General features: G+C 72.2%; 18 protein-coding genes and 1 pseudogene. 9 read left to right on the top strand and 10 right to left on the bottom strand.

The annotated features are described in order from the left end of the window. Positions 1-27 precede the first annotated feature (27 nt). Positions 28-1,065, top strand: a complete 1,038-nt coding sequence (locus ACN265_RS03150) for an ABC transporter ATP-binding protein (RefSeq protein WP_421405960.1) — start codon at positions 28-30, stop codon at positions 1,063-1,065. Then, positions 1,049-2,095 (top strand): ABC transporter ATP-binding protein, encoded by a 1,047-nt coding sequence (locus ACN265_RS03145; RefSeq protein ID WP_421405959.1) that lies wholly within the window; start codon positions 1,049-1,051, stop codon positions 2,093-2,095. The genes ACN265_RS03150 and ACN265_RS03145 overlap by 17 nt, the downstream gene beginning before the upstream one ends. 40 nt (positions 2,096-2,135) lie before the next feature. On the opposite strand, the gene purH is transcribed toward ACN265_RS03145, so the two are convergent. Then, a complete protein-coding gene (gene purH, locus ACN265_RS03140) occupies positions 2,136-3,707 on the bottom strand; it encodes a bifunctional phosphoribosylaminoimidazolecarboxamide formyltransferase/IMP cyclohydrolase (RefSeq protein ID WP_377687316.1) in 1,572 nt (523 codons plus the stop codon). Next, positions 3,704-4,324 (bottom strand): phosphoribosylglycinamide formyltransferase, encoded by a 621-nt coding sequence (gene purN / locus ACN265_RS03135; RefSeq protein ID WP_204924944.1) that lies wholly within the window; start codon positions 4,322-4,324, stop codon positions 3,704-3,706. The genes purH and purN overlap by 4 nt, the downstream gene beginning before the upstream one ends. 186 nt (positions 4,325-4,510) lie before the next feature. On the opposite strand from purN, the gene ACN265_RS03130 reads away from it, so the two are divergent. Together ACN265_RS03130 and ACN265_RS03125 are read left to right on the top strand one after the other, a co-directional pair. Further along, positions 4,511-4,807, top strand: coding sequence for a CD225/dispanin family protein (locus ACN265_RS03130; RefSeq protein ID WP_088647169.1), 297 nt, complete (start codon positions 4,511-4,513; stop codon positions 4,805-4,807). Between the two features lie 26 nt (positions 4,808-4,833). Beyond that, positions 4,834-5,433: a DUF4190 domain-containing protein gene (locus ACN265_RS03125; RefSeq protein ID WP_204924943.1), complete on the top strand. Its 600-nt coding sequence runs from the start codon at positions 4,834-4,836 to the stop codon at positions 5,431-5,433. 236 nt (positions 5,434-5,669) lie between these two features. On the opposite strand, the pseudogene ACN265_RS03120 reads toward ACN265_RS03125, so the two are convergent. Beyond that, positions 5,670-6,944, bottom strand: a pseudogene (locus tag ACN265_RS03120) (DUF6350 family protein); the annotation flags it as partial. A gap of 156 nt (positions 6,945-7,100) precedes the next feature. Between ACN265_RS03120 and ACN265_RS03115 the strand changes: the two are divergent. Beyond that, positions 7,101-7,358 (top strand): hypothetical protein, encoded by a 258-nt coding sequence (locus ACN265_RS03115; RefSeq protein ID WP_145921668.1) that lies wholly within the window; start codon positions 7,101-7,103, stop codon positions 7,356-7,358. A gap of 67 nt (positions 7,359-7,425) precedes the next feature. On the opposite strand, the gene sucD is transcribed toward ACN265_RS03115, so the two are convergent. From sucD to ACN265_RS03100, 3 genes are all read right to left on the bottom strand, one after another. Then, positions 7,426-8,313 carry a succinate--CoA ligase subunit alpha gene (gene sucD / locus ACN265_RS03110; RefSeq protein WP_420118960.1) on the bottom strand — a complete coding sequence of 296 codons (888 nt, stop codon included), beginning with the start codon at positions 8,311-8,313 and terminating at the stop codon, positions 7,426-7,428. Between the two features lie 2 nt (positions 8,314-8,315). Next, on the bottom strand, positions 8,316-9,494 hold the full coding sequence (gene sucC, locus ACN265_RS03105) for an ADP-forming succinate--CoA ligase subunit beta (protein ID WP_204924941.1): 1,179 nt from the start codon (positions 9,492-9,494) through the stop codon (positions 8,316-8,318). 513 nt (positions 9,495-10,007) lie between these two features. Then, the gene (locus ACN265_RS03100) at positions 10,008-10,412 is read right to left on the bottom strand and encodes a cobalamin B12-binding domain-containing protein (protein ID WP_088645808.1); all 405 of its coding nucleotides are present in this window, start codon (positions 10,410-10,412) and stop codon (positions 10,008-10,010) included. A 385-nt stretch (positions 10,413-10,797) separates the two neighbouring features. Here ACN265_RS03100 and ACN265_RS03095 point away from each other — a divergent pair, with 385 nt between their 5' ends. Together ACN265_RS03095 and ACN265_RS03090 are read left to right on the top strand one after the other, a co-directional pair. Next, on the top strand, positions 10,798-11,514 hold the full coding sequence (locus ACN265_RS03095; protein ID WP_204924940.1) for a M23 family metallopeptidase: 717 nt from the start codon (positions 10,798-10,800) through the stop codon (positions 11,512-11,514). 355 nt (positions 11,515-11,869) lie between these two features. After that, positions 11,870-12,625: a M23 family metallopeptidase gene (locus ACN265_RS03090; protein WP_420118962.1), complete on the top strand. Its 756-nt coding sequence runs from the start codon at positions 11,870-11,872 to the stop codon at positions 12,623-12,625. Between the two features lie 47 nt (positions 12,626-12,672). On the opposite strand, the gene pcrA is transcribed toward ACN265_RS03090, so the two are convergent. Beyond that, positions 12,673-15,075, bottom strand: coding sequence for a DNA helicase PcrA (pcrA, locus tag ACN265_RS03085; RefSeq protein WP_204924939.1), 2,403 nt, complete (start codon positions 15,073-15,075; stop codon positions 12,673-12,675). Positions 15,076-15,290: 215 nt separating this feature from the next. On the opposite strand from pcrA, the gene ACN265_RS03080 reads away from it, so the two are divergent. Then, positions 15,291-17,141, top strand: coding sequence for a bifunctional metallophosphatase/5'-nucleotidase (locus ACN265_RS03080; protein ID WP_421405958.1), 1,851 nt, complete (start codon positions 15,291-15,293; stop codon positions 17,139-17,141). A 267-nt stretch (positions 17,142-17,408) separates the two neighbouring features. Then, positions 17,409-17,777 carry a chorismate mutase gene (locus tag ACN265_RS03075; protein ID WP_204924937.1) on the top strand — a complete coding sequence of 123 codons (369 nt, stop codon included), beginning with the start codon at positions 17,409-17,411 and terminating at the stop codon, positions 17,775-17,777. A gap of 83 nt (positions 17,778-17,860) precedes the next feature. Here ACN265_RS03075 and ACN265_RS03070 read toward each other — a convergent pair whose 3' ends face one another. The 3 genes from ACN265_RS03070 to ACN265_RS03060 are packed head-to-tail and all read right to left on the bottom strand — an operon-like array spanning position 17,861 to position 20,893. After that, entirely contained in the window at positions 17,861-18,874 is a 1,014-nt protein-coding gene (locus ACN265_RS03070; protein ID WP_357926522.1) for an ABC transporter ATP-binding protein, read from the bottom strand. Beyond that, positions 18,867-19,895 carry an ABC transporter ATP-binding protein gene (locus ACN265_RS03065; protein WP_194823317.1) on the bottom strand — a complete coding sequence of 343 codons (1,029 nt, stop codon included), beginning with the start codon at positions 19,893-19,895 and terminating at the stop codon, positions 18,867-18,869. Before ACN265_RS03065 ends, ACN265_RS03070 begins: the two co-directional genes overlap by 8 nt. Positions 19,896-19,921: 26 nt before the next feature. After that, a complete protein-coding gene (locus tag ACN265_RS03060) occupies positions 19,922-20,893 on the bottom strand; it encodes an ABC transporter permease (protein WP_363655686.1) in 972 nt (323 codons plus the stop codon). Positions 20,894-20,944: the final 51 nt, after the last annotated feature.

Genomic DNA, 20,944 nt, shown 5'->3' with positions numbered 1-20,944 from the left:
CCCGGGCGCGAGCGAGAGGCAGATCCGGTGACCGAGTCCACCTCCCGGCCCACGCCGGCCTCACCCACCCCGCCCGGCGGGCACCTGCTTGACGTACGCGACCTGCACGTCGAGTTCCGCACCGGCGAGGGGGTGGCCAAGGTGATCAACGGGGTCTCCTACCACCTGGACCCGGGCGAGACGCTTGCCGTGCTCGGCGAGTCCGGCTCGGGCAAGTCGGTCACCGCCCAGGCGGTGATGGGCATCCTGGACACCCCACCGGCGGTGATCCGTTCCGGCCAGATCCGCTACCGGGGTCGCGACCTGCTCACCCTGCCCGAGGAGCAGCGCCGGCAGGTACGCGGCAAGGAGATCGCGATGATCTTCCAGGACGCCCTGTCGGCGTTGAACCCGGTCTTCCCGGTCGGCTGGCAGATCGGCGAGACGCTGCGGCACCGCGACGGGATGTCCCGCGCCGACGCCCGACGGCGCACCGTCGAGCTGATGGACCTGGTACGCATCCCCGGGGCGGCCGGACGGCTCGGCGACCACCCGCACCAGTTCTCCGGCGGCATGCGGCAACGCGTCATGATCGCCATGGCGCTGGCGCTGAACCCGAAGGTGCTGATCGCCGACGAGCCGACCACCGCCCTCGACGTCACCGTGCAGGCCCAGATCATGGACCTGCTGGCCGACCTGCGCCGCGACCTCGACATGGCGATGATCCTGATCACCCACGACCTGGGGGTGGTGGCCGGCGTCGCGGACCGGATCGCCGTCATGTACGCCGGCCGGATCGTCGAGCACGCCGACGTCCACCCGCTGTACCGAGCGCCGGCCCACCCGTACACCAAGGGGTTGCTGGCCTCGATTCCCCGGCTGGACGTGCGCGGCCGGGAACTGTCCACCATCCGGGGCCTGCCGCCGAACCTGATGCGCATCCCGGGCGGCTGCCCGTTCCACCCCCGCTGCCCGTACGTGCGGCAGGTGTGCGTGGACGTGGTGCCCGACGACCTGATCCTCGCCGACGGCCGGACCAGCGCGTGCCACTTCGCCCAGGAGGTCCACGATGACCCCGACCGCTGACCCGGCCAAGGTCCGGGGCGAGACCATCCTCACGGTCGACGACCTGGCCAAACACTTCCCGATCACCCGGGGGGTGCTCTTCCGCCGGCAGGTCGGCGCGGTCCGGGCCGTCGACGGGGTCAGCTTCACGCTGCGCCGGGGCGAGACGCTCGGCATCGTCGGCGAGTCCGGCTGCGGCAAGTCGACCCTCGCCCGGGTGCTGATGCGGCTGGAGACGCCCACCTCCGGCCGGGCCACCCTGGACGGCCGCGACCTGCTCACCGCCGCCGGGGGCGAACTACGTCGGTTACGGCGCAACATGCAGATGGTGATGCAGGACCCGTACACCTCGCTGAACCCCCGGATGACGGTCGGCGACATCATCGGGGAGCCGTTCGACATCCACCCGGACGCGGCACCCAGGGGCAGCAAGCGCGGCCGGGTGCAGGAGCTGCTGGACGTGGTCGGGCTGAACCCGGAGCACGTCAACCGGTACCCGCACCAGTTCTCCGGCGGCCAGCGGCAGCGCATCGGCATCGCCCGCGCGCTCGCCCTGCGTCCCGAGGTGATCGTCTGCGACGAGCCGGTCTCCGCCCTGGACGTCTCGATCCAGGCCCAGGTGATCAACCTGTTGGAGCAGCTCCAGGACGAGTTCGGGCTGTCGTACGTGTTCATCGCGCACGACCTGTCGGTGGTCCGGCACATCTGCGACCGGGTCGCGGTGATGTACCTCGGCCGGATCGTGGAGATCGGCACCGAGGAGGAGATCTACGAACGGGCCACCCACCCGTACACCCAGGCGCTGCTGTCCGCGGTGCCGGTGCCCGACCCGCAGGCCCGGGGCGCGGCCGGCATCATCCGGTTGACCGGCGACGTGCCCAGTCCGGCCGACCCGCCGTCCGGCTGCCACTTCCGCACCCGCTGCTGGAAGGCCGAGGACATCTGCGCCCGGGAGGACCCGCCGACCGTCCCCCGCCCCGCCGACCCGCACCCCAGCGCCTGCCACTTCGCCGCGCTGCGCCCGCCGTCCGAACCGACGGGCCAGGGCTGACCGTGTGCTCCCGCGCCGGGGCGCGGGAGCACCGGGTGGATCAGTGGAAGAAGTGCCGGGTGCCGGTCAGGTACATGGTGACGCCGGCCTGCTGGCAGGCGGCGATGGTGTCCTCGTCGCGGATCGAGCCGCCGGGCTGCACGATCGCCTTCACCCCGGCGTCGATCAGGATCTGCGCGCCGTCGGCGAACGGGAAGAAGGCGTCGGAGGCGGCGACGGAACCCCGGGCCCGCTCCGCGCCGGCCCGGCTCACCGCCAGCCGGGCCGAGTCGACCCGGTTGACCTGGCCCATCCCCACCCCGACCGACGCGCCGTCGCGGGCCAGCAGGATCGCGTTGCTCTTCACCGCGCGGACCGCCCGCCAGGCCAGCGCGAGATCCCGCAGGGTCGCCTCGTCGGCCGCCTCGCCGGTGGCGAGCTTCCAGTTCGCCGGGTCGTCGCCCTCGGCGTCGATGCGGTCCCGCTGCTGGACGAGGACCCCGCCGGTCACCTGCCGCCACTCGGCCGGCAGCGGGGCGAAGGCCGGGGCGCGCAGCAGCCGGATGTTCTTCTTGCCCTGGAGGATCTCCACCGCGCCGGGCTCGAAGTCCGGTGCCACCAGCACCTCGGTGAAGATCTCCGCGACCTGCCCGGCCAGCTCCACCGAGACCGGCCGGTTGACGGCGATCACCCCGCCGAACGCGGAGACCGGGTCGCAGGCGTGCGCCTTGCGGTGGGCCTCGGCGACGTCCGCGCCGACGGCGATGCCGCACGGGTTGGCGTGCTTGATGACCGCCACCGCCGGCTGGTCGGGGAAGTCGTTCGCGGCGCGCCAGGCGGCGTCCGCGTCGACGTAGTTGTTGTAGGACATCTCCTTGCCGTGCAACTGCTCGGCCTGGGCCAGCCCCGGCGGGCTGCCCGGGTCGGCGTAGACGGCGGCGCCCTGGTGCGGGTTCTCGCCGTAGCGCAGCGTCGCCTGCCGGCGCAGCGCCAGCCCGGCGAAGTGCGGCCAGCCGTCCTCGGCCGGGGCGGCGGTGCCGGCGAACCAGTCGGCGACCGCCACGTCGTACTCGGCGATGTCGGCGAACGCGCGGGCGGCCAGCGCCCGCCGCTGGGCCAGCGTGAACCCGCCCTCGGCCAGCGCGGCGACCAGCGCCGGGTACGCGGCCGGGTCGGTCACCACGGCGACCGAGGCGTGGTTCTTGGCGGCGGCCCGGACCATCGCCGGCCCGCCGATGTCGATCTGCTCGACGCACTCGTCCGCCGACGCGCCGGAGGCGACGGTTTCCTGGAACGGGTAGAGGTTGGAGACCAGGACGTCGATGCCGGCGATGCCGTGCCCGGCGAGCTGGTCGGCGTGCGACTCCTTGCGCAGGTCGGCCAGGAGCCCGCCGTGGATCTTGGGGTGCAGGGTCTTGACCCGGCCGTCGAGGATCTCGGGGAAGCCGGTCACCTGCTCGACCGGGGTCACCGGCACACCCGCGCCGGAGATCGTCGACGCGGTGGAACCGGTCGAGACGATCTCGACCCCGGCCTCGTGCAGCGTACGGGCCAGCTCGACCAGGCCGCTCTTGTCGTAGACGCTGACCAGCGCCCGCCTGATCGGGCGGCGGGAGTCCTGCGGGGCACTCACGGAACCGTGACCTTTCTTCCGGTGATCGTCCAACCTGAACGGACCAGGCGACCGACCTGCTCGACGAGCTGGCGGCGCTCGGCTTCCTTGATGCGCTCGGTGAGCGTCTCCTCGTCGTCGTCGTCGAGGACCGGCACCGTCACCTGCGCGACGATCGGGCCGGTGTCCATCCCGGCGTCGACGAAGAAGAGGGTGGCCCCGGTGACCTTGACGCCGTAGGCGAGCGCGTCCCGGGGGCCGTGGATGCCGGGGAACGCCGGCAGCAGCGTGTTGTGCGTGTTCAGGTAGCGGTCGCCGAAGGCCGCCAGGAACTGCGGCCCGACCAGCTTCAGGAAACCCGCCGAGATCACCAGGTCGGGCCGGTGCTCGGCGACGTGCGCGGTGAGGGCCTTGTCCCAGTCGGCGCGGGTGGGGTGGTCCTTCACCCGGTCGACGAAGGTCGGCACCCCGGCGGCGGCGGCCCGGTCCAGCCCGACGATGCCGTCCCGGTCGGCGCCGACGGCCACCACCCGGGCCCCGTAGCCGGGGTCGGCGGTGGCGTCCAGCAGCGCCTGGAGGTTGCTGCCGGAGCCGGAGACGAGGACGACGAGGCGGGCGACGGACGCGGGCTCGGTCACCCGGCCACCCTAGCGGGCAGGTCGGCACGCCCATCCTGCGGGCGGCGACGTTTCGGGTGATCACGCGTGTCGCCCGGACACGGTACGCTGCCGGTCGCCCGGTGGCCGGGCCGTGCCCGCCACCGCGCCCCACAAGCCCATGATCAGGTACGCAGGCCGTACCGACGTGAACGAGGAGTACTGCAGATGCAGCCCGGCTACCCCAACCCGCAGCAGCCGATCAACAACAACATGACCGCGTCGATCGTGGCCATCTTCTTCTTCTGGCCGCTGGCGATCCCGGCCATCATCAACGCCTCGAAGGTCAACCCGGCCCTGCAGCAGGGCGACTACGCGGGTGCCGAGGCCGCCGCCCGCGAGTCCAAGAAGTGGTCCAAGCTGGCCTTCATCATCGGTGGCGTGTGGCTCGTCATCGTGCTGCTGTGCTGCCTCTTCGGTGGTGTGATGGGTGCGATCGACGGCAGCAGCACCAGCAGCTACTGACGGACCACGACTGAGGAGCAGCCGAGATGCAGCCCGGAAACCCCGGCCACGACCCGTACGGCCAGCAGCCCCCGCACGATCCGTACGGGCAGCAGCCCGTCTCGGGCCAGCCGCAGGACCCGTACGCCGCGCCGCAGGCACCGTACGGGCAGCAGCCGGCGGCGCCGTACGGGCAACAGCCGCCGTACGGGCAGCCCACCCACGACCCGTACGGCCCCCAGCCCACCTCGGGCCAGCCGTACGGTCAGCCCTTCCAGCCGGACCCGTACGGCCAGCCCGTCCACAAGGACCCCTACGGGCAGCAGCCGTACGCCGCGGCGGCCGGCTCCTATCCGGGGGCCGGCTACCCAGCGCCGCAGGGGCAGCAGAACACCCTCGGTCTGGTGTCGCTGATCCTCGGCATCGCGTCCATCCCGCTGCTCTGCTGCCTCTACCTGGGCATTCCGCTCGGTATCGGCGCGGCGATCACCGGCTGGCTGGGCATGCAGAAGGCGAACCAGGGTCTGGCCAGCAACGGCGGTCAGGCCAAGGCCGGCCTGATCTGCGGGGCGATCGCGGTCGGTCTCGGCATCCTGCTGCTGCTTCTCAACATCATCGGTAGTTTCACGCTGCCCACCTCGCCCTGACCGGGCGGGCACGATCGAGGGGCGTCCCGGCACCGTCCGGGGCGCCCCTCGTCGCGTGTCCGACGGGATCACGCCGGCAGTCCGGCACGGGGTGGTCAGTCGGGTACCGGGCGGGGCGGGCGGTCCTCGGACGACCGGGGGCGCTCCCGGGTCGGCCGGGGCCGGTCCCCGGCCGGGGCGGGCCGCTCCGGAGCCCTGCGGGGGCGGTCGGCGGCCGGCCGGGGCCGGGCCGACGACGGCCGGTCGAGCACCTTGGCGGCGACGGCCCCGAGCAGCGCGCCGACCGTGACCACCGCCGTGGCCACCGCCGCCACCTGCCACGGCACCGGACCGATCTCGGCCAGCCGGCCGCCGCCGAGCGGGCCGCCGGAGGCCGCCGCGGCGAGCCCGACGACCAGGCCGACCACCGGGCCGGCGAGCACGGCCGGGCCGAGCAGCGCCGGCCAGGCCGGCGGGGTCCACTCGTCGGCGTCCGGACGGAGCAGCCGGCGGGCGAGCAGCCAGCCCGCCGTCATGCCGGCCAGCACCGGCACCGCCAGCAGCGCCGCGCCGAGCCCGTCGACCGGGCCGCTGGGCAGCCCGGCGAGCAGGGGTACGGCCGGTAGCGACCCGACGGAGACCTCGCTGAGCCGGACCGCCGTGCCGGTGCCGACGGCGAATCCGGGGCCGAGCAGGTAGGCCACCGACCAGACGGTGGCGTTCGGCGCGTAGGCGAGGCTGACCAGGGTGATCCCGGCCTGCCCGGCGACCCCGGTCCGGTAGGCCCCGATCAGGTCGGCGGCGTCTCCCCCGCCGGTCGCCACCGCCAGGCCCGCCGCGCTCGCCCCGGCGGCGAGCAGCAGCAGAGCGGCGACCAGGCCGGTGCGGACGCCGTCGCGCAGCACGGGTGGCGCGCGGTCGGCGAGCAGGCGGGTGACGGCGGTGGTGCGGGCCGCCCCGACCAGGGCGGCCAGCGTGCCGAACAGCAGCAGGGTCAGCCCGGACCGGACCGGGGACACCCGCAGGCCGGCGCTGTCGACCAGCAGCGCGGCCAGGACACCGAACACCGCGTACCCGGTGCCGACCGCGAGGGCGACGGTGGCCGCCTGCCGGGGTGACCGGCCGCCGCGCGCGCCGACCGCGCGGCTGGCGTGCACCCCGGCCCGACTCAGCCGCCAGAAGGCGAACGCGCAGAGCGTCAGCGGGACGAGGCCGAGCCGGCCGGCGGTGGTCTCCAGCGGCACGCCGTGCCCGAGCAGCCAGCCGGCGAGCCCGGCGCGCAGCGCACCGACCAGCGAGCCGGCGTCCTCGCTGAGCTGGGCCAACCCGAGCACCACCGCCACCGGCAGGTACGAGGTGACGGCCGCGCCGGCCGCGGCCACCCCGGCAGCGACGGGCAGCGGCGCCCGGGAGCGCCCGGACTGCTCCGGCCGGCGGGGTGCGGGCACCCGGGCACCGCCGGCACGGCCGGGCGGCCTGCCGGTGCGGGCACCGCTGGGACGGCGGGGCTGATCAGGGGTGGTCGAGGACATCGGCTCTACTCTGGCATGCCGCGCCGGTGGTGGCTGCCCGTCGGGGCCACCCGGTGGCGGCGAGTTCCGTGATCCACCGCCGTGCGGCCCCGATCCGGTTTAGCCTCGGCGCAGGGACGCGACCGAAGTCGCGGCACCGATCGCCCGGAGGAAGCCGTGAACGCTCCGTACCCACCGCCACCGGCCGCGGCCGGGCGGGACCGCACCACGCTCTGGGGGGTGCTCGGCATCGTCCTCGGCCTGATCTGCTGCGGCATCCTGGGCATCGTCTTCGGCTACCTGTCGATCCGCGACGCCAAGCGGTACGGCCAGTCGCCGGTCCTCGGCTACCTGGCCATCGCGTTCGGCGTGATCAACATCATCGGCACGGCGATCTGGCGGGCCAGCGGGACCTATCCGCTGTGGAACAACTGAGGGGGCCGACCGTCTCCGGTCGACCCCCTGCGTCGGTACGTCGTCAGCCCGGGTGCGGGCCACCGGCTCAGCGGCCGGACATCAGCTCCCGCATCAGCTTGGCGGTCTCGGTCGGGGTCTTGCCGACCTTGACGCCGACCGCTTCCAGCGCCTGCTGCTTGGCCTCGGCGGTGCCCGCCGAGCCGGAGATGATCGCGCCGGCGTGCCCCATGGTCTTGCCGGGGGGCGCGGTGAAGCCGGCGATGTAACCGACCACCGGCTTGGTGACGTTGTCCTTGATGAACTCGGCGGCCCGCTCCTCGGCGTCGCCGCCGATCTCGCCGATCATCACGATCGCGTCGGTGTCCGGGTCGGCCTCGAACGCGGCGAGCGCGTCGATGTGGGTGGTCCCGATGATCGGGTCACCGCCGATGCCGACACAGGTGGAGAAGCCGATGTCGCGCAGCTCGTACATCATCTGGTAGGTCAGCGTGCCGCTCTTGCTGACCAGGCCGATCCGGCCGGAGCCGGTGATGTCGGCCGGGATGATGCCGGCGTTGGACGCGCCCGGCGAGGCGATGCCGGGGCAGTTGGGCCCGATGATCCGGGTCTGCTCGCCCTTGGCCACGTTATACGCCCAGAACGAGGCGGTGTCGTGCACCGGCACGCCCTCGGTGATGACCACGGCGAGCGGGATCCCAGCGTCGATCGCCTCGACCACCGCGCCCTTGGTGAACTGCGGCGGGACGAAGATCACCGTGACGTCCGCCCCGGTCTCCCGCATCGCGTCCGCGACGGAGGCGAACACCGGCAGTTCGGTGCCGTCGAAGTCGACGGTGGTGCCGGCCTTGCGCGGGTTCACCCCGCCGACGACGTTGGTGCCGGCGGCGAGCATCCGCCGGGTGTGCTTGGAACCCTCGGAGCCGGTCATCCCCTGCACGATGACCTTGGATTCCTTGGTCAGCCAGATCGCCATCGTCAGACCCCCGCAGCTGCCAGCTCGGCGGCCCGCTCGGCCGCGCCGTCCATGGTGTCGACCCGCTGTACCAGCGGGTTCCCGGCGCCGTCGAGGATCGCCCGACCGGCCTCCGCGTTGTTGCCGTCGAGCCGGACCACGAGCGGCTTGGCGACCTTCTCGCCGCGCTCCTCCAGCAGGGCCAACGCCTGGATGATGCCGTTGGCGACCTCGTCGCAGGCGGTGATGCCGCCGAAGACGTTGACGAAGACGCTGCGCACCGACGGGTCGGAGAGCACGATCTCCAGGCCGTTGGCCATCACCGCGGCGCTCGCGCCGCCGCCGATGTCGAGGAAGTTGGCGGGCTTGACGTTGCCGTGCCGCTCGCCCGCGTAGGCCACCACGTCGAGGGTGGACATGACCAGACCCGCGCCGTTGCCGATGATGCCGACCTCGCCGTCGAGCTTGACGTAGTTGAGGTCCTTCTCCTTGGCGGCCTGCTCCAGCGGGTCCACCGCGGCCTGGTCGACCAGGGCCTCGTGGTCCGGGTGCCGGAAGCCGGCGTTCTCGTCCAGGGTGACCTTGGCGTCGAGCAGCAGCAGCGTGCCGTCGCCCGTCTTGGCCAGCGGGTTCACCTCGACCAGGGTGGCGTCCTCGGCGACGAACGCCTTCCACAGCCCCACCGCGACCGCCACGACCTGGTCGGCGACCTCGGCCGGGAACCCGGCCGCGTCGACGATCTCCCGGGCCTTCGCCTCGTCCACGCCCTTGACGGCGTCGATCGGGGCCTTGACCACCTTGTCGGGGGTCTCGGCGGCGACCTGCTCGATGTCCATGCCGCCGGCCACGCTGGCGATGCAGAGGAAGGTGCGGTTCGCCCGGTCGAGCAGGTAGGAGAAGTAGTACTCCTCGGCCACGTCCGCGGTCACGGTGATCATGACCTTGTGGACGGTGTGCCCCTTGATGTCCATGCCGAGGATGTCGGTGGCCCTGGCCACCGTCTCGTCGGTGCCCTCGGCCAGTTTGACGCCGCCGGCCTTGCCTCGGCCGCCGACCTTCACCTGCGCCTTGACGACCACCCGGCCGCCGAGGCGTTCGGCGATCGCGCGGGCCTCCTCCGGGGTCGTGGCGACGCCGCCGGCGAGCACGGGCAAGCCGTGCCGCTCGAACAGGTCCCGCCCCTGGTACTCGTACAGGTCCACGATTGCGCGTCCCGTCCCGTCTCCGCGGCGCGCCGTCGCGCCGCCGCCAGCGTTGTGGAAACTCCGTTGACGCCTGTCATCAGTTGAAACAGGCCATTGGCCGCAGCCTAGCGAGGTGGGCACCGGCGGCAACCGAGCGGGTGCGCGGTGTGCGGTAATGCACAGCGCGCCGTCGGCGACTCGCCGGTGGCACAGATCGGTCCACAGGTTGTCCCACGTAACGCGTAACCCCACCGTACGGGCGTCGTTGAGTCTGATGTCGGAGCGCTGATCAGCGCGAAGACGGGAGCGGCCGATGCCCTGTCGGTCGAGGGGTGGCGGCGGGGCATCGTGCATAGAAGGGCCGGGCGTGTGAGGGGTGCGTCCGGCCCTTCACCCTGCCCGGATTCGAAAAGCCCTCCCGCCTGATGCCACCCCGGCCGCCGTCGGGGTCACGGCACGACGAAACGGCGGCGGCCGGAAACCGGCCCACCACCGTCGGCGTACGGACGGGTGCGGCGCACCCGAGGGTCGTCAGGCGACCGGCTGGGCCACGTTGGCGCGGACCCACTCGACGATCGACTGGGTGGTCGCGCCCGGCGTGAAGATCTTCTTGACGCCGATCTCCACCAGCTCGGGAATGTCGGCGTCGGGGATGATGCCGCCGCCGAAGACGACCACGTCCCGCGCGTCCCGCTCGGCGAGCAGCTCCAGCACCCGGCGGAAGAGCGTCATGTGCGCGCCGGAGAGCACCGAGAGGCCGACCGCGTCGGCGTCCTCCTGGATGGCGGTCTCGACGATCTGCTCCGGGGTCTGGTGCAGGCCGGTGTAGATGACCTCCATACCCGCGTCACGCAGGGCACGCGCCACCACCTTGGCACCCCGGTCGTGGCCGTCGAGGCCCGGCTTCGCGACGACTACCCGGATACGAGAGTTCATCAGCGCACACCCTTCACGGCTCCGCGGCTACCAGCTGAACGAACGGTAACCCGGCCCACCGGGTGTGGAGAACCCGGGCCGGACCCCTACCGTCCCGGCCCGCCCCCAGGAAGCCGGACGCCTCCGCCGATCGGTCACTGTGCGCGACGAACGGGCAGGAAGAGGGACAGCCGTCCGGCGTCTGGAGCTATGACAATGATGGACGGAAAGGGACAGAACGAATCGCCGATCCGGGGGCCACGCTTGTGACCGGAGCGGCGGAGGGCTAACGTGTCCACGGTTGTCATCAGGTCCACGGACGGGTGATGACGCGATCAACGATCGTCGGGGCGGCTGCACCGATCGGTCGGAGGTTGCATCGGATCCCCGACAACGGAGGGTGTGCGTGCGCCAGCGCCTGTCGTCTGAGCCCGATAGATATCGCGGCCGTCGCCGTGTACCCACCCCCCCACGGAGCCGCTACGCGGCGGTCGTGACCACCGCCTTCGTCGGTGCCGGGATCGTCGCGCTCGGCGCGGGGGCGATGCCGGACGCCAAGAGCGTCAGCCCGTCGGTCCTCGACGAGCTGCGGCAGGCCTCGATCACCAGCCAGGACGCCGCCGCCCGCGCCGACGCCGCCGACCGGGCCACCCGCAACGACGCCCGGGACAGCCAGCCGGGCGTCAGCGAGCAGGACCCGTGGCTGCTGCCCATGCAGGGCTACGACTTCAACTCCCCGTACGGCATGCGCTGGGGCAAGCTGCACACCGGCATCGACCTGGTCGCGCCCGAGGGCACCCCCTACGTGGCCATCCACTCCGGGACGGTCACCAAGGCCGGCTGGTTCGGCGGCTACGGCTACGCGGTGATCGTGCAGCACGCCGACGGCAGCGAGGCCATCTACGGCCACTCCTCGGCGGTGAGCGTGCACGAGGGCCAGCAGGTGAAGGCGGGTGACCAGCTCGGGCTGGTCGGCAACACCGGCCACTCCTACGGCGCGCACCTGCACCTGGAGGTCCATGTCAAGGGCCAGCCCCTCGACCCGGTGCCGTGGCTCCAGGAGCGCGGAGTGGACATCAAGCTGCAAGTGGAGGCGTACTACACCGAAGCAGCCGCTTCCTGACGCTCGGTAACGCCTGTTCACCGCCCGGATCTACGGATCCGGGCGGTTTCGTTTGTGGCCAAGTCTGCTGCGTCACACTCCGCAGTGTGACCGAGGGCACGTCAGGGTCCTCCCGCGCAACAGGTCAGACGCCACCCCGGCGGGACATAGCCGGGCAGGGCGCCGGGGCATCCGGGTTACCGGCTGGTACCCCTACCCGGCCCGGCGCACTTCGACACCCAGGATGGTCCGGGTCCGAAACCCCCTGAGTAGTTGAAGGTCCACCGTGCTGGAAGACAACAACCGCCCGGACGACGGCACCACCCGCGACCAGAAGTCCACCCGCACCGGCCCCGGAGCCCGGATCTCCGCCGTCGTGGTCCGGCACCGACGGCGTCACCCGCGGGGCGTACGCACCCTGGCCGTCGGCGTCGCCGCGCTGGTCGGCCTCGGCCTGACCGGGGTCGCCACGGTCACCACCCTCGACCGGGACGACGCCACGGAACCGGCGGCCGTCGCGCTCGACGCCCGGGAGCGGGCCGAGGCCGCCGCCCGCGCCGACCGGTCCGCCCGCGAGTCGGCCGCCCCGGCCAGCCCCACCGCCGGGCCGACCCCCACCACCGCCAGCCCCACCCCGACGGCCACGGCGACCCGCAAGGCCACCGCGAAACCGAAGGTCGCCGCGAAACCGAAGGCCACCGCCAGGAAGGCGACCACGCCGAAGCCGAAGCCGTCCTGGGTGATCCCGATGGCCGGAGCGCAGGTCACCTCCTGCTACGGGCAGCGCTGGGGCACCCTGCACGCCGGCATCGACTTCGCCCTGCCGGCCGGCACCCCGATCCGCGCCGCCGCCGCCGGCACGGTCGTCAAGGCCGGCGACGTCGGCGACGGCTACGGCATCTCGGTCTTCATCGACCACGGCAACGGCTACCTGACCCACTACGCCCACCAGAGCAGCGTGAAGGTCGCCGTCGGTGACCGGGTCGGCGTCGGCGAGGTGATCGGCTACGAGGGCTCCACCGGCGACTCCACCGGCCCCCACCTGCACTTCGAGGTGCACCAGGGGCAGATGTGGAACCAGATCGACCCGGCGCCGTTCCTGCGCGCCCGGGGCATCGACGTGGCCTGCTGAGCCGTACCGCCGACGGGCCCGGCCGGACCGGGCCCGTCGGCGTCGCCTCAGAGCTTGTCGAGCGGGGCGTGCCGCAGCACCAGCCACATGGTCTGGTCGCCGAAGTCGATCTGCGCGCGGGCGCTCGGCCCGTGACCCTCGACCGCGAGCACCCGCCCCAGGCCGTAGCGCTGGTGGTTGACCCGGTCGCCGGCCGACACCTTCGGCCCCTGCGGCAGCTCGCTGGCGGTGGCCAGCCGACTGGCGTCCACCCCGAGCCGTTTCGCCAGCTCCGCCGCTCTCGGCGTACCCCCGGTGAAGCCGCTCCGCCCGCCGGGCGCGCGGTCCGCGCGACCCCCGACGCCGCCGCCCCCACCGGCCCACGAGGTGTACGTCCCCTCGGTGCGCTCCCAGCGCACCAGCTCCGGCGGCAACTCTTCCAGGAAACGCGACGGCGGGTTGTACGACGGCTGCCCCCAGGCCGAACGGGTGACCGCCCGGGACAGGTAGAGCCGCTGCCGGGCCCGGGTGATGCCCACGTACGCCAGCCGCCGCTCCTCCTCCAGCTCCCGGGTGTCGCCCAGCGACCGCAGGTGGGGGAAGACGCCGTCCTCCAGGCCGGTCAGGAACACCACCGGGAACTCCAGGCCCTTGGCGGTGTGCAGGGTCATCAGGGTGACCACGCCCTGGTGGTCGGGGTCGTCGGAAGGGATCTGGTCGGCGTCGGCGACCAGCGCCACCTGCTCCAGGAAACCGGCCAGGGTGGCCCGCTCGTCGTCGGCACCCAGCGCCTCGATCCGCTCGGTGTACTCGCGGGCGACGCTCACCAGTTCCTGGAGGTTGTCGACCCGGCCGGCGTCCTGCGGGTCGACGCTCTCCTCCAGCTCGGTCAGGTAGCCCGAACGGGTCAGCAGCGCCTCCAGCACCTCCTCCGGGGTGCCCTCCTCGGCCAGTTCACGGGCGCCGTCGAGCAGCGCGACGAACTCGGCGATGGAGTTGGCGGCCCGGGTGGAGATGCCCGGCGCCTCCCGGGCCCGGCGCAGCGCCGCCCCGAAGGAGATCCGCTCCCGGCTGGACAGCGCCTCGACGCACGCCTCGGCCCGGTCGCCGATGCCCCGGCGCGGGGTGTTCAGCACCCGGCGGAGGCTGACCGTGTCGTCGTCGTTGACCACCGCGCGCAGGTAGGCCAGCGCGTCGCGGACCTCCTTGCGCTCGTAGAAGCGCACCCCGCCGACCACCTTGTAGGGCAGGCCGACCCGGATGAACACCTCCTCGAAGACCCGGGACTGGGCGTTGGTGCGGTAGAAGACGGCGACGTCCCCGGGGCGGGTCTCCCCCGCGTCGACCAGCCGGTCGACCTCCCGGCCCACCCAGTCGGCCTCGGCGTGCTCGGTGTCGGCGACGTAGCCGACGATCTGCTCGCCCGCGCCGGCGTCGCTCCACAGCCGCTTGGGCTTGCGGGAGGTGTTCCGGTCGATCACCGCGTTGGCCGCGCTGAGGATGGTCTGGGTGGAGCGGTAGTTCTGCTCCAGCAGGATGGTGCGGGCGTCGGTGAAGTCCCGCTCGAACTCCAGGATGTTGCGGATCGTCGCGCCCCGGAACGCGTAGATCGACTGGTCGGCGTCACCGACGACGCACAGCTCGGCCGGGGCGAGCCCCTCGGTGCCGGCGACCAGTTCCTTGATCAGGGTGTACTGCGCGTGGTTGGTGTCCTGGTACTCGTCGACCAGGACGTGCCGGAACCGGCGTCGGTAGCTCTCCGCGACGTGCGGGTGCGACTGGAGCAGGTGCACCGTCGTCATGATCAGGTCGTCGAAGTCCAGCGCGTGCGCCTCCCGCAGCCGCCGCTGGTAGAGCGTGTACGCCTCGGCCAGCGCCCGCTCGTTGGGCCCCTTGGCCCGGCCGGCGAACTCCTCCGGGTCGACCAGCTCGTTCTTCAGGTTGGACACCTGGGCGGCCAACCCCCGGGCCGGGTAGCGCTTCGGGTCGAGATCCAGCTCCCGGGCGACCAGCTGCATCAGCCGGCGGGAGTCGTCGGCGTCGTAGATGGAGAAGGTCGACTTCAGGCCGGCGTGCTCGTGCTCGGCGCGCAGGATGCGCACGCAGGCGGAGTGGAACGTCGACACCCACATCAGCCGGGCGCGCGGGCCGACCAGGTGGGCCACCCGCTCCTTCATCTCACCGGCGGCCTTGTTGGTGAAGGTGATCGCGATGATCTCGCCGGGATGGACGTCCCGCGCGGCGAGCAGGTAGGCGATCCGGTGGGTGAGCACCCGGGTCTTGCCGGACCCGGCCCCGGCCACGATCAGCAGCGGCGAGCCGGCGTGGGTGACCGCGTCGCGCTGGGGACCGTTCAGGCCCTCCACCAGGGCCTGCGGGTCGAGGTGGCGGGTCGGGCCCGGCCGGCGCGGCGGAACCGGCGCGGACTCGGGCGCGGGCGGGGACGCGGGGATGTCGAAGAGAGGATGCATCGCACGGCGAGTCTATGCCGTCGGGCGGACACTTCCCGCCCGCGCACGCCCGGCGCGGATCGTGCCCCGCCACCGCGCGCACGTCCCGGCCGCCGACCGGCCCGGACTGAGACGAACCTGTCACGGTGGCCCCACTGGCATCTTCCGCCCCGAGGCGCGACGATGACCCGGGAAATCCCCGCCTGCTCCCCCGTAGACGACTTGGGAGAACAACCATGAGTCAACCGCGCTCGCGCGGTCGGGCCGTGCTGCGTCACCTCGCCGCGCCGGCCCTCGCCCTGGCCGTCGTGGCCAGCCTGCCCATCACCGGCCGCGCCACCACGCCGCCGGCCGACGCCGCCCCCGGGGCCGGCCTCGCCCCGGTCGCCGTCTCGTACGCCACCGCGACGGGCGGCGAGGTCAAGGGCCAGTTCCTCAGCTACAACGACTTCCACGGCGCGATCGACCCGCCCGCCGGCAGCGGCGCCACCGTCAACGGCACCCCGGCCGGCGGGGTGGAATACCTGGCCACCTGGCTGAAGAAGCTGCGGGCCGAGGCGAAGGCCGAGGGCCGGTCCACCACCACCGTCGGCGCCGGCGACCTGATCGGGGCCACCCCGCTGGTCAGCGCCGCCTTCCACGACGAGCCCACCATCGAGCTGATGAACCAGGTCGGCCTGGACGTCAGCTCGGTCGGCAACCACGAGTTCGACGAGGGCGTCAAGGAGCTGCTCCGGATCGACAAGGGCGGCTGCCACCCGGTCGACGGCTGCCAGGACGGCGACGGCTTCGCCGGCGCGAAGTTCACCTACCTGGCCGCCAACACCATCAACAAGAAGACCAAGCTGCCGATCCTGCCCCCGATCGACGTGAAGTTCGTCGGCGGCGTGCCGGTCGGCTTCGTCGGGGTCACCCTGGAGGGCACCCCGGGCATCGTCAACCCGGCCGGCATCAAGGACGTCACCTTCACCGACGAGGTGCAGACCGCCAACAAGTGGGGTGGCCTGCTCAAACTGTTCGGTGTCAAGGCGATGGTGCTGCTGGTGCACGAGGGCGGCGCGCAGTCCGCGCCGCCGGCCACCCCGGGCGTCTCCGACTGCGCCAACTTCTCCGGCCCGATCGTCGACATCGTCAAGGGCCTGCGGCCGGAGTTCGGCGTGGTGGTCTCCGGGCACACCCACCGCTTCTACTCCTGCTCGCTGCCGAACTCCTCGGGCAAGCCGAGCGTGGTCACCAGCGCCGGCAACAACGGTCAGCTGGTCACCGACATCGACTACTCGCTGGACCGGCGGACCGGCCGGTTCACCGGCATCACCGCGAAGAACGTGATCGTGGAGAACGGCGTACGCAACGCCGACGGGACCTGGCAGCAGACCGGCGGGGTGTTCGCCAAGAACCCGGCGCTGGTCGACGCGGGCGCGAAGGCGCTGGCCGACAAGTACCGCACGGCGGTCGCCCCGATCGCCAACCGGGTGGTCGGGAAGATCAGCGCGGACATCGTCCGGGACGCCCGGCCCAACGGGGAGAGCCCGATGGGTGACGTGATCGCCGACGCGCAGCTGGCGTACACGAAGGGCGACGGGGCGCAGCTCGCGCTGATGAACCCGGGCGGCGTGCGGGCCTCCCTGTCGTACGCGGCGTCGGCCGGTGGCGAGGCGCCGGGTGACGTGACCTACGGCGAGGCGTTCACCGTGCAGCCGTTCAACAACCTGGTGGTCACCCAGACGTTCACCGGCGCGCAGCTCAAGGACGTGCTGGAGCAGCAGTTCGTCGGCTTCAAGGGGCAGACCACCCAGCGCATCCTCCAGCCGTCGGCCGGGCTGACCTACTCCTACGACAGCACCGCGCCGGCCGGCTCGCGGGTGAGCGCGCTGACCCTGAACGGCACCCCGGTCGACCCGGCGGCCAGCTTCCGGGTCACCACGAACGACTTCCTCGCCAACGGCGGGGACGGGTTCACCGAGCTGGCGGGCGGCACCGGCCGGACCACCGCCCCCGGCTTCGACGTGGACGCCCTGGTGGCGTACCTGGGTGCCGGCGCGCCGGTCGCCCCCACGGCGGCGGACCGCATCACCCGGCTGGGCTGACCGGCGGGAAGGGCCCCTCGTCGACGCGTGGACGCGACGACGGGCGGGCCCTTCCCTCGGCCGTCCGGGTGCTTGCGCGGCCGGTCACCGGTCGGCATACTCGACGACGTGATCGAGCGGCGGTTCTTCTTTTACTACGGCACCGGGAGTCCGGCAGCCGTGGGTCGCGCCTGATCGACAGACCTACGAAAGCCCCGGGCTCGGAGAGCCCGGGGCTTTTTCGTCCCGGGATCCGAACACCGGGCCCGAGACCCGAGGGGTACGACGATGATGACTGACGTGGTGGAGTCCAGCGGTGGCCCCGCGCGGCACGACGATCCGGCCGGGGCGCAGCCCACGGAGGCCGACCCGACCGGAGCCGCGGCCGCCCGTACCGGCACCGGCGACACGGTGGCGGCCGAGCGGATCGTGGCGATCAGGGAACGGATCGACGAGATCGACCGTACGCTGATCGCGCTCTGGCAGGAGCGCGCTGCGCTGTCCCAGGAGGTCGGGGTGACCCGGATGGCCTCCGGGGGCACCCGGCTGGTGCTCTCCCGGGAGCGGGAGATCCTGGAACGTTTCCGCAGTGAGCTGGGGGCCGACGGCACCCAGCTCGCGCTGCTGCTGCTGCGGGCCGGGCGCGGGCCGCTGTAACGGCGACCCGGCGGGCGTGGGCCGCGGTGAACGACGAACCGCCTGCCACCGTCGGGTGGACGGTGGCAGGCGGTCCGGTCGGGTCACGCCTCGTGCGTGGCGACGATCTCCCGCTTCTCGGCGAAGTGGCAGGCGCTCGGGTGGTCCGAGCCGGGGCGGATCTCCAGCAGCGGCGGCTGCTCGGCGCAGACGTCCTGCGCCTTCCAGCACCGGGTGCGGAACCGGCAGCCCGACGGCGGGCTGATCGGCGAGGGCACGTCGCCGGTGAGCCGGATGATCGCCTTGTTCTCCCGCAGCGTCGGGTCCGGCACCGGCACCGCCGACAGCAGCGCCTGGGTGTACGGGTGGGTCGGCCGCTCGTAGATCTCGTCCTCGGTGCCGATCTCCACGATCTTGCCGAGGTACATCACCGCGACCCGGTCCGACAGGTGCCGGACCACCGACAGGTCGTGCGCGATGAACACGTACGACAGGCCCAGCTCGTTCTGGAGCTTCTCCAGCAGGTTCATCACCTGGGCCTGGATCGAGACGTCCAGGGCGGAGACCGGCTCGTCGCAGACGATCACCTCGGGACGCAGGGCGAGCGCCCGGGCGATGCCGATGCGCTGCCGCTGGCCGCCGGAGAACTGGTGCGGGTACCGGTTGATGTGCTCCGGGTTGAGGCCGACCAGGTCGAGCAGTTCCTTGACCTTGTCCCGGCGGCTGCCCCGCGGCGCGACCTCCGAGTGGATCTCGAACGGCTCGCCGATCAGGTCGCCGACGGTCATCCGCGGGTTCAGCGAGGTGTACGGGTCCTGCATCACCAGCTGGATCTGCCGGCGCAGCCGCCGCAGCGCGCCACCGGAGAGCTTGGCGATGTCCTGGCCCTTGTAGTGCACCGTGCCGGCGGTGGGCTTCTCCAGGTTCATCAGGACCCGGCTCAGCGTCGACTTGCCGCAGCCCGACTCGCCCACCACGCCCAGCGTCTCGCCGGCCTTGAGGTCGAACGAGACGCCGTCGACGGCCTTGACCTGGCCGATGGTCTTCTTGAACACGATGCCCCGGGTGACCGGGTAGTGCTTGACCAGGTCACGGACTTCGATGATGTTGTCAGTCACGGTTCACCAGCTCCTCGGCGAAGTGGCAGGCGCTGGCCCGACCGGTGCCGATCTGCAGCAGCGGGGGGACGGTCTCCCGGCACACCGGCTGCGCCATGGGGCAGCGCGGGTTGAACGGGCAGCCCGGCGGGATGTTCATCAGGTTCGGCGGGAGGCCCTTGATGGTGCGGAGCTGCTGCCCCTTCTCGTCCAGCCGGGGGATCGAGTTGAGCAGGCCGAGGGTGTACGGGTGCGCCGGCTTGGCGTACAGGTCGTAGACGTCGGCTTCCTCGACGATCCGGCCGGCGTACATGACCGCGATCCGGTCCGCGACGTCGGCGACCACGCCGAGGTCGTGGGTGATCAGGATCATGCCCATCCGGCGTTCCCGCTGGAGTTCGCCGAGCAGGTCCATGATCTGGGCCTGCACGGTCACGTCGAGCGCGGTGGTCGGCTCGTCGGCGATCAGCACCTCGGGGTCGAGGGCCAGCGACATCGCGATCATCGCGCGCTGCCGCATGCCGCCGGAGAACTGGTGCGGGAAGTTGCTGAACCGGCCCTTGGCGTTCGGGATCTTGACCTGGTCGAGCATCTCGATCGCACGCTTCTTGGCGTCGGAACGGCTCATGCCGCGCCGGATCCGGAACTGCTCGGCGATCTGGAACCCGACGGTGAAGACCGGGTTCAGGGCGGAGAGCGAGTCCTGGAAGATCATCGCGATGCCCTCGCCACGGATGCGGCGACGTTCCTCGGCGGACATGGTGAGCATGTCCTTGCCGTGGAAGCGGACCTGACCGCCGGTGACGAAGCCGGGCGGCATGTCCAGGATGCCCATGATGGTCTGCGCGGTGACGCTCTTACCGGAGCCGGACTCGCCGAGCACGGCGAGGGTCTCCCCCGCGTCGACGTGGTACGTGACTCCGTTGATGACCTTGGCGACGCCGTCCCGGGTGCGGAACTCCACCCGCAGGTCGTCGACCTCGAGCAGCCGACCGGAGGGGCGGCCGGATCCGTCGGCGCCGGGCGCGGACTGCTCGGACACGAGAATGTCGGACAACTCAGTCTCCCCTATCGGAGCTTCGGGTCGAGGGCCTCGCGGACCGCCTCGCCGAGCATGACGAAGCTCAGCACGGCGGTGACGAGGAACGCGGAGGGGAAGAAGAGCAGGAAGGGCGAGACCCGGAGGTAGTTCTGCGCTTCATTGATCATGATGCCCCAGGAGACCACCGGGCTCTGCAGGCCGATACCCAGGAAGGAGAGGGTGGCCTCGGCGCCGATGAAGGAGCCGATCATGATCGTCCCGTAGACCAGCAGCGGGGCCAGGCAGTTCGGCAGCAGGTGCTTGAAGATGATCCGACCGGTGCTGGCACCCATCGCGCGGGCCGCCACGATGTAGTCGGCCTCCTTGGTGGCGAGCACCGAGGAACGCATCAGCCGCATCACCACCGGCCAGCTCAGCAGCACCAGCGAGCCGATCACCAGGAACTTGATCTCCCACTCGCCGTTGTTGGAGCCGGCACCGTTGAACGTGGTGAGGATGACGATCGCGCCGAGCACGAACGGCAGGCCGAAGAAGATGTCGGTGATCCGGGAGAGCAGGCCGTCGATCCAGCCGCCCTTGTAGCCCGCGATGATGCCGACCGTCCCACCGATCAGCAGGGTGCCGATCGTGGAGAGCAGCGAGACCACGATCGAGGCGTTGGCGCCGTAGATCACCCGGGCGTAGACGTCCCGCCCGAGCACGTCGTAGCCGAACCACGCGTCGCCGGAGGGCTCGACCCGGCTGCGGGAGAGTGCGGTGGCAGTCGGGTCACCGGAGGTGAACAACGACGGGAAGGCCGACATCACCACGAAGAGCACGATGAAGGTGGCGGAGATCCAGAACAGCGGCTTGCGACGCAGGTCGATCCAGGCGTCGCCGAGGAGGCTGCGCGGCTTCTCCTTCTTGCCCGCCGGGCCCGCGGTGGCCGGGGAACTTGCCTCGGTCAACTGCTCGGGACGGGGCGTGCTCACGATCGAAGCGGCACTCGGGTCGCTCATGCCTGCACCTCGCTGCGCTCGGCGCCGGCCTGGTTGCCCGCGCACACTGCA

It is taken from the genome of Micromonospora sp. WMMD730, assembly GCF_049178955.1.
In the GTDB taxonomy this organism is placed as follows: Bacteria; Actinomycetota; Actinomycetes; order Mycobacteriales; family Micromonosporaceae; genus Micromonospora; species Micromonospora wenchangensis.
This window is presented reverse-complemented; position numbering and strand designations above follow the sequence as displayed.

Bases quoted from the DNA above. Each gene is read 5' to 3' on its own strand.
- ACN265_RS03145 (WP_421405959.1), top strand. From the start codon at position 1,049: ATGACCCCGACCGCTGACCCGGCCAAGGTCCGGGGCGAGACCATCCTC.
- ACN265_RS03130 (WP_088647169.1), top strand. From the start codon at position 4,511: ATGCAGCCCGGCTACCCCAACCCGCAGCAGCCGATCAACAACAACATG.
- ACN265_RS03125 (WP_204924943.1), top strand. From the start codon at position 4,834: ATGCAGCCCGGAAACCCCGGCCACGACCCGTACGGCCAGCAGCCCCCG.
- sucD (WP_420118960.1), bottom strand. From the start codon at position 8,313: ATGGCGATCTGGCTGACCAAGGAATCCAAGGTCATCGTGCAGGGGATG.
- ACN265_RS03100 (WP_088645808.1), bottom strand. From the start codon at position 10,412: ATGAACTCTCGTATCCGGGTAGTCGTCGCGAAGCCGGGCCTCGACGGC.
- pcrA (WP_204924939.1), bottom strand. From the start codon at position 15,075: ATGCATCCTCTCTTCGACATCCCCGCGTCCCCGCCCGCGCCCGAGTCC.
- ACN265_RS03080 (WP_421405958.1), top strand. From the start codon at position 15,291: ATGAGTCAACCGCGCTCGCGCGGTCGGGCCGTGCTGCGTCACCTCGCC.
- ACN265_RS03075 (WP_204924937.1), top strand. From the start codon at position 17,409: ATGATGACTGACGTGGTGGAGTCCAGCGGTGGCCCCGCGCGGCACGAC.
- ACN265_RS03060 (WP_363655686.1), bottom strand. From the start codon at position 20,893: ATGAGCGACCCGAGTGCCGCTTCGATCGTGAGCACGCCCCGTCCCGAG.